Origin of the sequence: Streptomyces sp. NPDC088124 (assembly GCF_040685895.1) — a bacterium.
Classification (GTDB): domain Bacteria; phylum Actinomycetota; class Actinomycetes; order Streptomycetales; family Streptomycetaceae; genus Streptomyces.
Map to the genome: position 1 here is coordinate 108,478 of NZ_JBFBJB010000008.1, position 12,073 is coordinate 120,550.

10 protein-coding genes and 3 pseudogenes are annotated in these 12,073 nt (G+C 71.2%); 8 read left to right on the plus strand and 5 right to left on the minus strand.

The annotated features are described in order from the left end of the window. The first annotated feature begins 17 nt into the window (after positions 1 to 17). The 5 genes from AB0P17_RS09000 to AB0P17_RS09020 all read left to right on the plus strand — a co-directional run bounded on the left by AB0P17_RS09000 (position 18) and on the right by AB0P17_RS09020 (position 5,115). On the plus strand, positions 18 to 1,535 hold the full coding sequence (locus AB0P17_RS09000) for an ABC transporter substrate-binding protein (protein WP_365808972.1): 1,518 nt from the start codon (positions 18 to 20) through the stop codon (positions 1,533 to 1,535). Between the two features lie 85 nt (positions 1,536 to 1,620). Next, positions 1,621 to 2,586, plus strand: coding sequence for an ABC transporter permease (locus tag AB0P17_RS09005; RefSeq protein ID WP_365808973.1), 966 nt, complete (start codon positions 1,621 to 1,623; stop codon positions 2,584 to 2,586). Then, positions 2,583 to 3,479, plus strand: a complete 897-nt coding sequence (locus AB0P17_RS09010; RefSeq protein ID WP_365808975.1) for an ABC transporter permease — start codon at positions 2,583 to 2,585, stop codon at positions 3,477 to 3,479. The genes AB0P17_RS09005 and AB0P17_RS09010 overlap by 4 nt, the downstream gene beginning before the upstream one ends. After that, the gene (locus AB0P17_RS09015; RefSeq protein ID WP_365808976.1) at positions 3,476 to 4,291 is read left to right on the plus strand and encodes an ABC transporter ATP-binding protein; all 816 of its coding nucleotides are present in this window, start codon (positions 3,476 to 3,478) and stop codon (positions 4,289 to 4,291) included. The genes AB0P17_RS09010 and AB0P17_RS09015 overlap by 4 nt, the downstream gene beginning before the upstream one ends. A gap of 35 nt (positions 4,292 to 4,326) precedes the next feature. Continuing rightward, positions 4,327 to 5,115 carry an ATP-binding cassette domain-containing protein gene (locus AB0P17_RS09020; protein WP_365808978.1) on the plus strand — a complete coding sequence of 263 codons (789 nt, stop codon included), beginning with the start codon at positions 4,327 to 4,329 and terminating at the stop codon, positions 5,113 to 5,115. Positions 5,116 to 5,178: 63 nt separating this feature from the next. Here AB0P17_RS09020 and AB0P17_RS09025 read toward each other — a convergent pair. The 4 genes and pseudogenes from AB0P17_RS09025 to AB0P17_RS09040 all read right to left on the minus strand — a co-directional run. Further along, positions 5,179 to 5,453: pseudogene (locus AB0P17_RS09025) on the minus strand (malate synthase A); the annotation flags it as partial. Positions 5,454 to 6,186: 733 nt separating this feature from the next. Next, positions 6,187 to 6,353: pseudogene (locus tag AB0P17_RS09030) on the minus strand (malate synthase A); the annotation flags it as partial. 234 nt (positions 6,354 to 6,587) lie between these two features. Then, entirely contained in the window at positions 6,588 to 7,232 is a 645-nt protein-coding gene (locus tag AB0P17_RS09035) for a dihydrofolate reductase family protein (protein WP_365808980.1), read from the minus strand. A 229-nt stretch (positions 7,233 to 7,461) separates the two neighbouring features. Continuing rightward, positions 7,462 to 7,884, minus strand: a complete 423-nt coding sequence (locus tag AB0P17_RS09040; protein ID WP_365808982.1) for a site-specific integrase — start codon at positions 7,882 to 7,884, stop codon at positions 7,462 to 7,464. Positions 7,885 to 7,929: 45 nt separating this feature from the next. Here AB0P17_RS09040 and AB0P17_RS09045 point away from each other — a divergent pair. Then, positions 7,930 to 8,147 (plus strand): annotated as a pseudogene (locus tag AB0P17_RS09045) (helix-turn-helix domain-containing protein); the annotation flags it as partial. A 221-nt stretch (positions 8,148 to 8,368) separates the two neighbouring features. Here AB0P17_RS09045 and AB0P17_RS09050 read toward each other — a convergent pair. Beyond that, positions 8,369 to 8,941, minus strand: coding sequence for an adenylosuccinate lyase (locus AB0P17_RS09050; RefSeq protein ID WP_365808983.1), 573 nt, complete (start codon positions 8,939 to 8,941; stop codon positions 8,369 to 8,371). A gap of 406 nt (positions 8,942 to 9,347) precedes the next feature. Here AB0P17_RS09050 and AB0P17_RS09055 point away from each other — a divergent pair, with 406 nt between their 5' ends. Both AB0P17_RS09055 and AB0P17_RS09060 read left to right on the plus strand, forming a co-directional pair. Further along, entirely contained in the window at positions 9,348 to 11,129 is a 1,782-nt protein-coding gene (locus AB0P17_RS09055) for a 3-hydroxybutyryl-CoA dehydrogenase (protein ID WP_365808984.1), read from the plus strand. Between the two features lie 121 nt (positions 11,130 to 11,250). Then, positions 11,251 to 12,063: a TetR family transcriptional regulator gene (locus tag AB0P17_RS09060; protein ID WP_365808986.1), complete on the plus strand. Its 813-nt coding sequence runs from the start codon at positions 11,251 to 11,253 to the stop codon at positions 12,061 to 12,063. The last annotated feature ends 10 nt before the right edge of the window (positions 12,064 to 12,073 follow it).

Sequence of the window (12,073 nt, forward strand, 5' to 3'; positions counted from 1 at the left end):
GATCAGGAGAAAAAGTGATGAGAAAGTCCGTACCGCTGCTCGGTGGCACCCTGACGGTCGCCCTGTCCCTCGCCCTCACCGCCTGCGGCTCCGGCTCCGGCGGCAAGAACCCCTCGTCCAACGGCTCGTATGACAAGAACGCCACGGTCGGGATCGGCTCGCTCTACGAACCGCAGAATCTGGACAACACCGGAGGCGGCGGGCAGGGCGTGACCGAGGCGCTCAACGGCAACGTCTACGAGGGCCTGTTCAAGCTCACCGACAGCGGCAAGGTCGAGAAGCAGCTCGTCAAGGACTACACCGTCAGCCCGGACGGCCTCACGTACACCTTCGAGCTGCGCGACGGCGTGAAGTTCCACTCGGGCAAGGCACTCACCTCCGCGGATGTGAAGTCCAGCATCGAGAAGGTGACCGCCCCGAACTCCCAGTCGGCGCGCAAGAGCAGCTTCGACGTGGTCAAGTCGATCACGACCCCGGACGCCACCACCGTCAAGGTGACCCTGTCGTCCAGGTCGATCTCGTTCGTCTACAACCTCAGCTACGTCTGGATCGTCAACTCCGAGGCCAAAAACCTCAAGACCTCGGAGGACGGCACAGGACCGTACACCCTGGACAAGTGGGCCCGGGGCTCCGCGCTCAGTCTGGCGCGCTTCCCGGGCTACTGGGGAAAGCCCGCGACCAACGCGAAGGTCGTCTTCCACTACTACAAGGACGCGACCGCCCTCAACAACGCGCTGCTCACCAACGCCGTGGACGTGGTGACCAGCGAGCAGAGCCCGGACGCCCTCGACCAGTTCAAGAACAACCCGAACTACAAGGTCAACGACGGGAATTCGACCACCAAGCTGCTGCTGGCCTTCAACGACCGGGTCAAGCCGTTCGACAACGTCAAGGTGCGCAAGGCCGTCACCTCGGCGATCAACAACAAGAAGCTGCTGGAGTCGGTCTGGGGCGACCACGGCACGCTGATCGGCTCGATGGTCCCGCCGACCGACCCCTGGTACGAGGACCTGACCAAGGTCAACCCGTACGACGTGGCGCTCGCCAAGAAGGAACTCGCCGAGGCCGGCTACGCGAAGGGCTTCAGCTTCACACTGGACACCCCGAACTACGACCCGCACCCGACGGCAGCCACCTTCATCAAGTCGGAACTGGCCAAGGTCGGCATCAACGTCAAGATCAACATCATCACGCCGGACGAGTGGTACACCAAGGTGTACAAGAACCACGACTTCAGCGCGACGCTCCAGGAGCACGTCAACGACCGCGACGTCGTCTGGTACGGAAACCCCGACTTCTACTGGGGCTACGACAACAAGCAGGTCACCGAGTGGGTGAAGCAGGCCGAGCAGTCGGACACCACCGACCGGCAGACGGCGCTGCTGAAGAAGGCCAACAGGAAGATCGCCGAGGACGCGGCCAGCGACTGGCTCTACCTGTACCCGCAGATCGTGGTGGCCAACACCAAGCTGTCGGGCTACCCGCTCAACGGCCTGAACTCGCAGTTCTACGCTTACGACATCAAGAAGAGCTGATGGCCCACCCCGCCGTGCGGGCCCGGCCTCCGTACCGGGCCCGCACGGCGGAATCCCCACTCCCGTCGATCGGTCCCCTACGCTGATGATCTCCTACCTGCTGCGGCGGCTGGCCTTCCTGGCCGGCTCACTGTTCCTGGCCAGCGTGGTGCTCTTCCTCCTGCTGCGGCTGCTCCCCGGCGACCCGGCGAACTCCCTGCTCTCGGTCGGCGCGAGCCCGGAGCAGATCGCCGCGGCCCGCCGCGAGATCGGCTCGGACCGCCCCCTCCCGGAACAATTCGCGCACTGGCTGCACCAACTGGCCACCTTCGACCTGGGGAACTCGTTCGTCAGCTCGCTCCCCGTCGGTCCGGAGATCACCTCCCGGCTCGATGTCACCGTCCCGCTGACGCTGCTCTCCTTCCTGCTGGCCGTGGTGATCGCGGTCCCGGTCGGCTTCCTCGCGGCCCACCGGTCGGCCACCTGGTACGGGACGCTGATCAGCGGGGTCTCCCAACTGGGCATCGCCGTACCGGTCTTCTGGATCGGGATGATCCTCATCACCGTGTTCGCGCTGCGCCTCGGAATGCTGCCCGCCGGGGGCTTCCCGCAGGACGGCTGGGAGCGCCCCGGGGAAGCGCTCACATCGCTGGCCCTGCCGGTGATCACCGTCGCCCTGGTGATGTCCGCCGCGCTGATCCGCTACGTACGGTCCGCGGCCCTGGACATCCTCGGGAGCGACTATCTGCGCACCGCCAGGGCCCTGGGCTCGTCCTTCAGCCGTGCGATGTGGCGGCACGGAATGCGCAACGGCGCCGTGCCGGTCGTCTCGGTCCTCGGCATCGAACTCGCCACCACGCTGCTCGGCGCGGTGGTGGTCGAGACGGTGTTCGCACTGCCGGGGCTGGGCAGTCTGCTCACCCAGGCGGTGGCCCAGCACGACTACCCCACGGTCCAAGGGGTGCTCTTCGTGAGCACCTTCGCCGTACTGGTCATCGGATTCCTCAGCGACCTCGCCCAACGGTTCATCGATCCGCGGCTGCGCGGCAGGCTGTCGGGAGGCACCCGATGAGCGAGACCGAAGCCACTGCCCCCGGTTCGGGTGCGCAGACGGACACGACGATGCCCGTCCGGCCTCCGCGAGCCCCACGCACGCGCCGTTCGCCCGCCCTGGTGTCCGGCTGCGTCCTCGTCGGGCTGATCGTCGCGGTCGCGCTGGTCTCGCTGTTCTGGGTCCCGTACGCCCCCGAGGACACCTCGGGCGGCCGCCTCGCGCCGCCCGGCCTGCCCCATCTGCTCGGCACCGACAAGCTCGGTCGCGACCTGCTGACCCAGCTGATGACCGGGGCGCGTATCGCCCTGGAGGCCGGTCTCGGCGCGGTCGCGATCGGGACGGTGCTCGGCGTCTGCGCGGGTCTGGCCGCGGGCTTCGCCACCCGCTGGCTCGACGACACCCTCTCGACACTGCTGGACGTGCTGATCGCGTTCCCCACCCTGCTGCTGGCCATGCTGATGGTGGCGGCCCGGTCGGCGTCGCTGAGCTCCGCGATTCTCGCCATCGGGCTGGCGATGACCGCCGTGGTGGCCCGGCTGACCCGGGTCCTGGTCAAGCGGGTGCTGGCGCAGGACTACATCACGGCCGCCCGCACCTCGGGCACGTCCTGGCCGCGCGTCATCACCGGCCATGTGATACCCAATATCTGGCCCACGCTGGTGGTGAGCCTCGCCCAGCAGTTCGGCCTCGCCGTCATGGCCGAGGCGAGCCTGTCGTTCCTGGGCCTCGGCGCCCCGCCGCCGAACGCGTCCTGGGGGCGCATGCTCCAGGAGGCGCAGGCGACCGTATTCACCGCTCCCACCGGGGTCATCGCCCCCGGAGTGCTGCTGGTCGTGCTCGTCGTCGGCGTCAACCTGATCGCCGACGGGCTGCGCGACACGCTGGATCCGACCCGGCGGAGGACCCGATGAACGTACTTGATGTCGACGGACTGTCGATCCGCACGGAACAGGGCCGGGCCCTGGTCTCCGACCTGTCGTTCTCGATCGGCGCGGGCTCCCGGCTCGGCCTGGTCGGCGAGTCGGGTTCGGGCAAGTCCCTCACCACACTCGCCGTCATGGGCCTGCTGCCGCCGGGCATGGCCGCCGTCGGCAGCGTCATCCTCAGGGCGGATCCCGACGGGCCCGGAACGGAGGTCATCGGCGCGACCGAGCGGCGACTGACCGCGCTGCGCGGCCGGGCCGCCGCCGTGGTCTTCCAGGAGCCCCTCACCGCACTCGACCCGCTGATGCGGATCGGTGGCCAGGTGGCCGAGCCACTGCGCCGGTGGCGCGGGCTGCGCGGGACGGCGCTGCGCCGCGCGGTGGAGGAAGCCCTCGACCAAGTACGTCTCCCGGAGCCGGACCGGATCACCCGCGCCTATCCGCACGAGATCTCCGGCGGGCAGCGCCAGCGGGTCGCGCTCGCCATGGCCCTCGCCTGCGAACCGGCCCTGCTGATCGCGGACGAGCCCACCACCGCACTGGACGTCACCGTCCAGTCCGAGGTGCTCGCGCTGCTGGACGGGCTGGTCTCCCAGCGGGACATGGCGCTGCTTTTCGTCAGCCACGACCTCGCCGTGGTCTCCACCGTCACCGATCATGTCCTGGTGCTGAAGGACGGGGCAGCCGTCGAGTCCGGGAGCGTGGACGACATCGTGCTGCGCCCCCGGCACCCGTACACCCGGGACCTGGTGGACAGCGCCCGGCACCTGGAAAGCGCACTGGAACGGATCGTCCGATGACGCCCGCGGAAGCCCGCAGAAAGGATGGTGGACCAGTGACCACCCCGATCCTCGCCGCGGACGACGCGGGCTTCGCCTACCGTGGCGCGGCCCCCGTACTGCACGGCGTCTCGCTCGACATCACCGCCGGCCGCAGCGTCGGTCTGGTGGGCGAGTCGGGGGCCGGCAAGACCACGGTGCTGCGGCTGCTGCTCGGCCTCACCCGGCCCACCAGCGGGAGAATCCTGTTCGACGGTGACGAACTGGGGCTCCGGGACCGCGAACAGATGCGCCGCTTCCGGCGCGGCGTGCAGAGCGTGTTCCAGGACCCGTACTCGTCCCTGGACCCCCGGCAGCGGGTCAGCGGAATCGTCTCGGAGCCCTTGCGCTCACTGGGCCTGGTTCCCTCGTCCCGCCGGTCCCGGGAGGAGGACCCCAGGGTCGCCACCACGCTGGAGGCCGTCGGCCTCCCGGCGGACGCCGCGGGCCGCTACCCGCACGAGTTCTCCGGCGGCCAGCGCCAGCGCATCGCCATCGCCAGGGCCACCGTGTGCGACCCCCGGGTACTGCTCGCCGACGAGCCGGTCAGCGCCCTCGACGTCACCACCCGGGTCCGGATCGTCGACCTGCTGCTCGAACTCAAGGAGACCCGGGGGCTGACCATCGCGATGGTCTCGCACGACCTGTCGGTGGTCGCGGCACTGTGCGAGCGGACGGCGGTGCTGGAGCACGGACGCGTCGTGGAGCAGGGCGACACCGCGTCCGTACTGGGCTCGCCCGCCCACCCCTACTCACGACGGCTGATCGCCAGCGTGCCGAGGCTTCCGGCACGGCGGGAACCCTGAGCCGTACGGCAGGAACCCCGAGCCGCACCGCCACAGGGTTCCCGCCGGGGCCGGGGCCCAGCTTCAGCCGCGTAGCGGCTCGTACGCGGGCAGCGTGAGGAAGTCCGCGTAGTCGTCGTCCGGCGCGACCGTCGGCAGTAGATCGTGGGCCTGCTGCCAGCGGCCCGCGGCGAACGCCTCCTCGCCGGACTCGGCGCGGATCGCGACGAGTTCGTCGGCGGCGAGCTACCGAGCCAGCTCCGGGGTGGCCCGTACGGTGCGGCTGTCGTGCTCGAACTCGACGCCCGCGTTGATCCACTGCCAGATCCGCGAACGCGAGATCTCCGCGTGGCCGCGTCGAAGGACGCCTGCGCGATCGGCGCCAGATCCGGATGGGCGGCCCAGGGGCCGCGCTTGTCCCGAGCTGCCGAGCATTTGCGCAGGCCATGGCGTTGCAGGGGGCGAGGGACGTTGGGCACGTTCCGTTGCGAGAGGCGGGAACGGAGAGCTGCCCCTGCGCACGTCGGAGCGCAGACACAGGGACGGCCAATTCCAGGAGATCAGTGCGTTCAGCTTGGCCATCCGGGCGGCGACATCGGCGGCGGACGGGTCGGCCGCGGCGAGGTCGAGCTTTCCGGTCCCCGGCTTCGCGGTGATCAGGACGTGTTCGACGGGGCGCTGCTGCAGCCCGCCCTCCGCGGCGATCGCCTCACCGCGTCCCGCCTCACCGATGCGGAAGTCCTCGGCGGTCGCCGTGTTGGTGCCCACAGAGATGCCGATGCCGAGGCACAGGGCGACGAAGACGAACCAGCCGACGATGCCCCGCCAGGGGTGGGCGGCGCTCCGACGAACCATGCGCACGGGAAGATTCTTCATGTCATCCATGCTCTTCGTCGGGGGTGCGGTGCCGACAGCAGCGACCGGTTGAACTTGAGGTCCACCGACTGGTGGACCCCCGTCCGGCTCAATGGAAGCTGAGGGTGTGTAAGACCGTCACGTTTGTCCGGGCAGGTGACGTCCGCCGGGTAGTCATGTGGACGACGCGGCTCCTTTGCTCTGGTTTTTGATCATCTGCCGGAGGCCGGTGCGGGCGGCGTTGTGGCAGAAGTACAGCCCGAAGTCGACCAGCGCGCCGGCGCCGGATCGCCGTCCAGATGGAGATGGCGCTCCGCCAGATGCCGGCCGCGCGGGCGCATCACGACCGTCGCGAGCTGATCCGCGTCCTTGAGGGCGTACGACTTGCCCGAGCGCGAGTCCGTGGTACGGCTGGGTTTGTGTCCGGGGTCGTATGGTCGCGTGTGCCTGCCATGGGCAGTGCGTACCCCCATTCCGTCGTCGTCGGTCCACGGAGTGGCGCTCAGCAGTACCTGATGGCGCGTCGTGCCGGTCGCGGCACCAGGCCGTGTTTGAACCTTGATCAGGGCGAATCAGCTGAACGGCTGGTCCTCGTTGAGTGCCTGGCCAGCCGTTTCAGCCGCCCCGAGTGTCCGGCGTCACCTTCGCCAGAACAGATGGTGTGTCACGCCGCTCGGGCTGGGCACGACCTCCAGGTGGAACCGGTCGAGCAGCTCATCAGGGGACTCCCACAGCCGTAGTCCGGACCCGAGCTTTACTGGCGAGACCGCGACATGCATGGTGTCGACGAGGCCGGCATCAAGGAACTGCCGGATGGTGGTAACCCCGCCACCGAGTCGGACATCCTTGCCCTGCGCCGCTTCCCGCGCCCGTTCGAGGACCGTGCCCGGGCCGTCGTCGACGAAATGGAACGTGGTGTCGGAGAGCGTGAACGACGGACGCTCGTGGTGGGTCATGACGAACACCGGCGTGCGGAACGGGGGCTCCTCACCCCACCAGCCGCACCACTCATGGTCCTGCCAGGGACCGCGCTGGGGCCCGAACTTGTTGCGGCCCATGATCTCGGCACCGATGTTGCGTGCGAAGTCTCGGGTGAAGTAGTCGTCGAGGCCCCGGCTCCCGCCGGGATCCGTGCGCATGGGCCAGCTCGCCGTGGCTCCGGCCCAGGCGAACAGCCTCTCGGGATGGTCGAGGCCGAACGGCCGCTCAAGGCTCTGGTGCTCACCGGCACCGATACCGTCACTCGAGACGTTGAAGTTCATGACTCTCAGCAGTTGATCCATGTGTTCCTCGTCAGGTCCTGTCGCGTCATCGTGCGGCGAGGCGCCGCACATTATGACGTCGAACGGGACGTGGCCGGATCGACAGCGGCCCGCAACTTTTTTCCAAGGCGCGTCAGGAAGCAGCCCCGCCGGCCGTGAGGCCGTGACGGACGCGGACGGCCCGGCGGTCCAAGGCCGGGTTCTGACCGAATAAGCCAGCAGGATCGTCACCAGCCGCGAACGGCGAGGGTCACGTCCGGCGACGTGCGGCGGGGTCGCGTTCGGCGACATGCCGGGCGACCGCGTCGACGCCGGGCCGAGCATACCGCTCCAGGGAGCGGACCGAGGTGTGGCGGGAACGGGCCGGCAGCATCGGCGTGGACGTGCCGCCCTCGACCTCGTGCGTCCAGGCACTGTGGCGGAGCCGGTGCGGCGTGAAGCCGTCCAGGTCCTCGATGTCCTCGGTCGAGGTGCGGGGACTGGCCGGCAGCCGCGTGTCCTCCTCGAAGATCTCCTCAGCCCGCCGGTTGGACAGCCGGGCGCGACCGGTCTCCGGGCACACGTCGAGCGTCGGCGTTCCGGCGGGGGCCCTGCGGTCGGTGAGGAACAGCGGGCCGCGGGTGCGGCGGGCGATCAGGCGGGGCAGCGGCTGGGCGCGCCGGCGACAACCCACCCGGCCTGGACCGGCCGACCGTCCTGGCGGTCGGCCCCCTCCTGCCGCCTCTTCAAGGCCGACCTCGGCATGACCTTCCCGCGGTGGCGCACACAACTGCGCCTCTGCCACGCCCTGGTCCTGCTGGCCGAGAACCCCCGGTCACCACCGTGGCACATCTGTGCGGCCGGTCGTCCGCCAGCGCGTTCTCGGCATCGGCCCAGCGGGCCGCGGCACCCCTACCGCACCCGCCCGAGGAGTCGGGCGCGCCATCGCCGTCCTGACCGCCGGATTTCCCCGGCATGGCGGCGAGGACGTGTCCTTCCCGGCGGGCGCCGGGAGCCCGGCGAGACACTGGAGGAGTGCGCGCGATGGCTGACGCGATCCGGGCCGCCACCGAGAGGCGCTTCCTGCTTCAAAGGGGCCCGCTCGCGCTGCTGCTGGCCCAGTGGGTCACCGCAGCCTGACGGAAGCGGATTCCTGATGCCGCCGCGATCGAGGAGGGTCAGGCGCGGGGGATGCGCGCGAGTGCCTCGGCGGCCGCTGTCGTCAGGCGGGGGTGGTCCCTCGCCGCGGTCAGGACGGGGCGGGCGCGGGTGTCGCCGAGGTGGCCGAGGCCCTCGACGCAGGCGAGTGCGACCCGCCAGTGCGGCTCGTCCGGCGCCAGCAGGCGTTGCAGGGTGGTGATCAGCGCCGGTACGGACTCGGGGGCCCGTAACTCGGTGAGCAGCCGCACGGGGTGGAGCGCGTAGGCCGTCCGGAGTCCGTTGGTGGCGAGTGCGGCGGCGGCGCGGGAGGTGCGCGGGTCGCCGAGCCGGGCCAGGGCGTAGGAGGCGGAGACGCACCGCTCCGGGTCGCGGTGGTTGAGGAGCAGCACCAGCGCCTCGAAGGCCCGCCGGTCCCCCGCGCAGCCGAGCCGGAAGGCGGCGATCTCCCGCGCCCACAGGGGCTGTCCGTGCTGGACGAGGACGTCGGCCAGCGCTTCCCGGTCGTCGGTGCGGATCAGCCGCTGGTACACGCCGGAGCCCCCGGACTCGTCCCTGGTCCGGTCGGCGAGCGAGCGGAAGTCCTCGTCCATGGGGCCAGGATATCGGCGCCCACCAGCGGCAACTACCGCCCGACCGGCCACTCTTGACGCCCGCGGGTGCCGCGCGCCGGCCGGGTGACCGAGGCCACGGCGGCCCAGCTCTGGCGCGCTCGTTACCCGTGGGTTAACCTCAGATGAGCGGATGACCTCCGCCGCTCACGAGGGCCTGGTGACGCAGCCGTTCGTGAGTGTGGTCGGCGGTGCTGTCGGTTCGGCACCGCACCGTACGGCGCGGCCACGGGACAGGGCCCGCCGTCGTTCCATCGCGCTTTCCATGCCGTGCTTGCGCGCGACGCGTTCCGTGTTCCGGGCACGTGCCCCCTACACCGTCCCCGCGCGCCCCTCCCGTGGCGCCCCGCGCGCCCTTCCAGTCGTCACTCTCCCCTGGAGTCCCCTGATGGACATCCCTCTCTCCCCCGTCGCCGTCGTCGGTCTCGGCACGATGGGCACCGGTATCGCCGAGGTCCTGGCCCGGGCGGGCCGCGAGGTCATCGGCATCGACATCAGCGAGGCCGCCGCCCGCCGGGCCGTCGCGGCCCTGGAGGCGTCCACCGCGCGGGCCGTCGAGCGCGGCCGGATCGGCGCGGCGGAGCGGCGGACCGTCCTCGCGCGGTTCCGTACCTTCTCCGACCTGCGCGCCGCCGCCGACGCCGCGCTGGTGATCGAGGTGGTGCCCGAGTCGTACGAGACCAAGGTGCGGGTGCTGCGCGAGCTGGACGGCGTCGTCGCCCCCTCCGCCATCCTCGCCACCGGCACCAACGCCCTCTCGGTGACCCGGCTCGCCGCTGACACCGCCCGGCCCGAACGCGTGCTGGGGCTGCACTTCTTCAACCCGGCCCCGGCGATGAAGCTGGTCGAGGTGGTCTCCTCGGTGCTCACCGCGGACCGCGCCGTCGCGGCCGTCACCGCGCTCGCCCGCGAACTGGGCAAGGAGCCCGTCGCGGTGGGCGACCGGCCCGGCTTCGTCGCGGACGGGCTGCTCTTCGGCTACCTCAACCAGGCCGCCGCGATGTACGAGGCCGGATACGCCTCCCGTGAGGACATCGACGCGGCGATGCGGCTGGGCTGCGGCCTGCCGATGGGGCCGCTCGCACTGCTCGACCTGATCGGGATCGACACCGCCCGTACGGTCCTGGAGGCGATGTACGCGGCCTCGCAGGACCGGCTGCACGCCCCGGCGCCGGTGCTCAGGCAGCTCGGCGACGCCGGGCTGACCGGCCGGAAGTCGGGGCGCGGCTTCTACACGTACGAGGCGCCGGGCAGCGCCGTCCCCGTACCGGACGCGCTCACGCCCTCCCCCGTCGCGGGCGGCGCCCCGGGCCGGCCGGTCGGCTCCGTCGGCGTCGTGGGCTCCGGCACGATGGCGGCCGGGATCGCCGAGGTCTTCGCCGTGGCGGGGTACGACGTGGTGCTCGTCGCCCGGAGCCCGGAGAAGGCCGCGGCGGCCAGGGACCGGATCGCGAAGTCCCTCGGCCGTTCCGTCACCAAGGGCAGGATCAGCGCCGGGGCCCGCGACGCCACGCTGGCGCGGATCGTGCCCGCCGATTCGCCCGACGCGCTCGCCGCAGTGGATCTCGCGGTCGAGGCGGTGGCCGAGGACCTGGAGGTCAAGCGGTCGCTCTTCGGCACGCTCGACAAGGTCTGCCGGCCCGGCGCGGTGCTGGCCACGACGACCTCCTCGCTCCCCGTGGTGGCCTGCGCCCGCGCCACCACCCGCCCGGCGGACGTCGTCGGCATGCACTTCTTCAACCCGGCCCCGGCGATGCGGCTGGTCGAGGTGGTCCGTACGGTCCTCACCTCCGACGAGGCGCACGCCACCGTCCGCGAGGTGGCCGCCACGGTCCGCAAACACCCGGTGGAGTGCGGCGACCGCGCCGGTTTCATCGTGAACGCGCTGCTCTTCCCGTATCTGAACAACGCGATCAAGATGGTCGAGCAGCACTACGCGACGCTCGACGACATCGACGCCGCGATGCGGCTCGGCGGCGGCTATCCGATGGGCCCCTTCGAACTGCTCGACGTGGTCGGCCTGGACGTCTCGCTCGCCATCGAGCGCGCCCTGCACCGCGAGTTCCGCGACCCCGGACTGGCCCCCGCGCCACTGCTGGAGCGGCTCGTGGCGGCGGGCTGCCTGGGCCGCAAGTCGGGGCGCGGCTTCCGTGCCTACGCGCGGCGCTGACCCGGGCGCGGAGCGGGGCGCCGCCCCGGACGGACCGCCCGGCCCGGAACCGGAGGCTCCGGGACCGGGCGGTCCGCCCCCGCGGGCGCGCTCTCCTGCGCCGATGCAGTACGTTCACCTCATGTCCCAGCCCGCCAAGTCCCCCCGTACGAGCACCAGGTCCGACGCCCCGGAGAGCGCGGCGGGCACCCGTGCCGCCGCCCAGCGGCTGAAGATGCGCCGCGAACTGGCCGCGGCGGCGATGGAGCTGTTCGCGACGAAGGGGTACGAGGCGACGACCGTCGACGAGATCGCCGCCGCCGCGGGAGTGGCACGCCGTACCTTCTTCCGGCACTTCCGCTCCAAGGAAGAGGCGATCTTCCCGGACCACGACGACACCCTCGTACGGGCCGAGGCCGTGCTGAACGCCGCGCCCCCGCACGAGCACCCCCTCGACACGGTCTGCCGGGGCATCAAGGAGGTCATGCGGATGTACGCGGCCTCCCCCGCGGTCTCCGTGGAGCGCTACCGCCTGACCCGGGAGGTGCCCACGCTCCGGGAGCGCGAGATCGCCTCGGTGGCCCGCTACGAACGGCTGTTCACCCGCTATCTGCTGGGCCACTTCGACGAGCGCGACCACACCGACGGCAACGACGACCCGCTGCTCGCCGAGGTGGCCGCCTCCGCCGTCGTCACGGCGCACAACCATGTGCTGCGCCGCTGGCTGCGGGCCGGCGGCGAGGGCGATGTCGAGGGGCAGCTGGACCACGCCTTCGCGATCGTCCGGGACACCTTCGGCACGGGCATCGGCGCGGGCCGGGCCATGGGCCGCGCCCCGCTGCCCGCCACGGCCACCGCGCGCGCCACCGGGGACGTGCTGGTGACGGTGGCGCGCACGGACGCGCCGCTGGACGAGGTCATGCGGGCGATCCAGCGGGCCCTCAAGGACGCGTGAGCACTCCCCG

Coding starts and splice junctions, on each gene's coding strand:
- AB0P17_RS09015 (WP_365808976.1), top strand. CDS start 3,476: ATGAACGTACTTGATGTCGACGGACTGTCGATCCGCACGGAACAGGGC.
- AB0P17_RS09010 (WP_365808975.1), top strand. CDS start 2,583: ATGAGCGAGACCGAAGCCACTGCCCCCGGTTCGGGTGCGCAGACGGAC.
- AB0P17_RS09005 (WP_365808973.1), top strand. CDS start 1,621: ATGATCTCCTACCTGCTGCGGCGGCTGGCCTTCCTGGCCGGCTCACTG.
- AB0P17_RS09050 (WP_365808983.1), bottom strand. CDS start 8,941: ATGGACGAGGACTTCCGCTCGCTCGCCGACCGGACCAGGGACGAGTCC.
- AB0P17_RS09000 (WP_365808972.1), top strand. CDS start 18: ATGAGAAAGTCCGTACCGCTGCTCGGTGGCACCCTGACGGTCGCCCTG.
- AB0P17_RS09060 (WP_365808986.1), top strand. CDS start 11,251: ATGTCCCAGCCCGCCAAGTCCCCCCGTACGAGCACCAGGTCCGACGCC.
- AB0P17_RS09055 (WP_365808984.1), top strand. CDS start 9,348: ATGGACATCCCTCTCTCCCCCGTCGCCGTCGTCGGTCTCGGCACGATG.
- AB0P17_RS09035 (WP_365808980.1), bottom strand. CDS start 7,232: ATGGATCAACTGCTGAGAGTCATGAACTTCAACGTCTCGAGTGACGGT.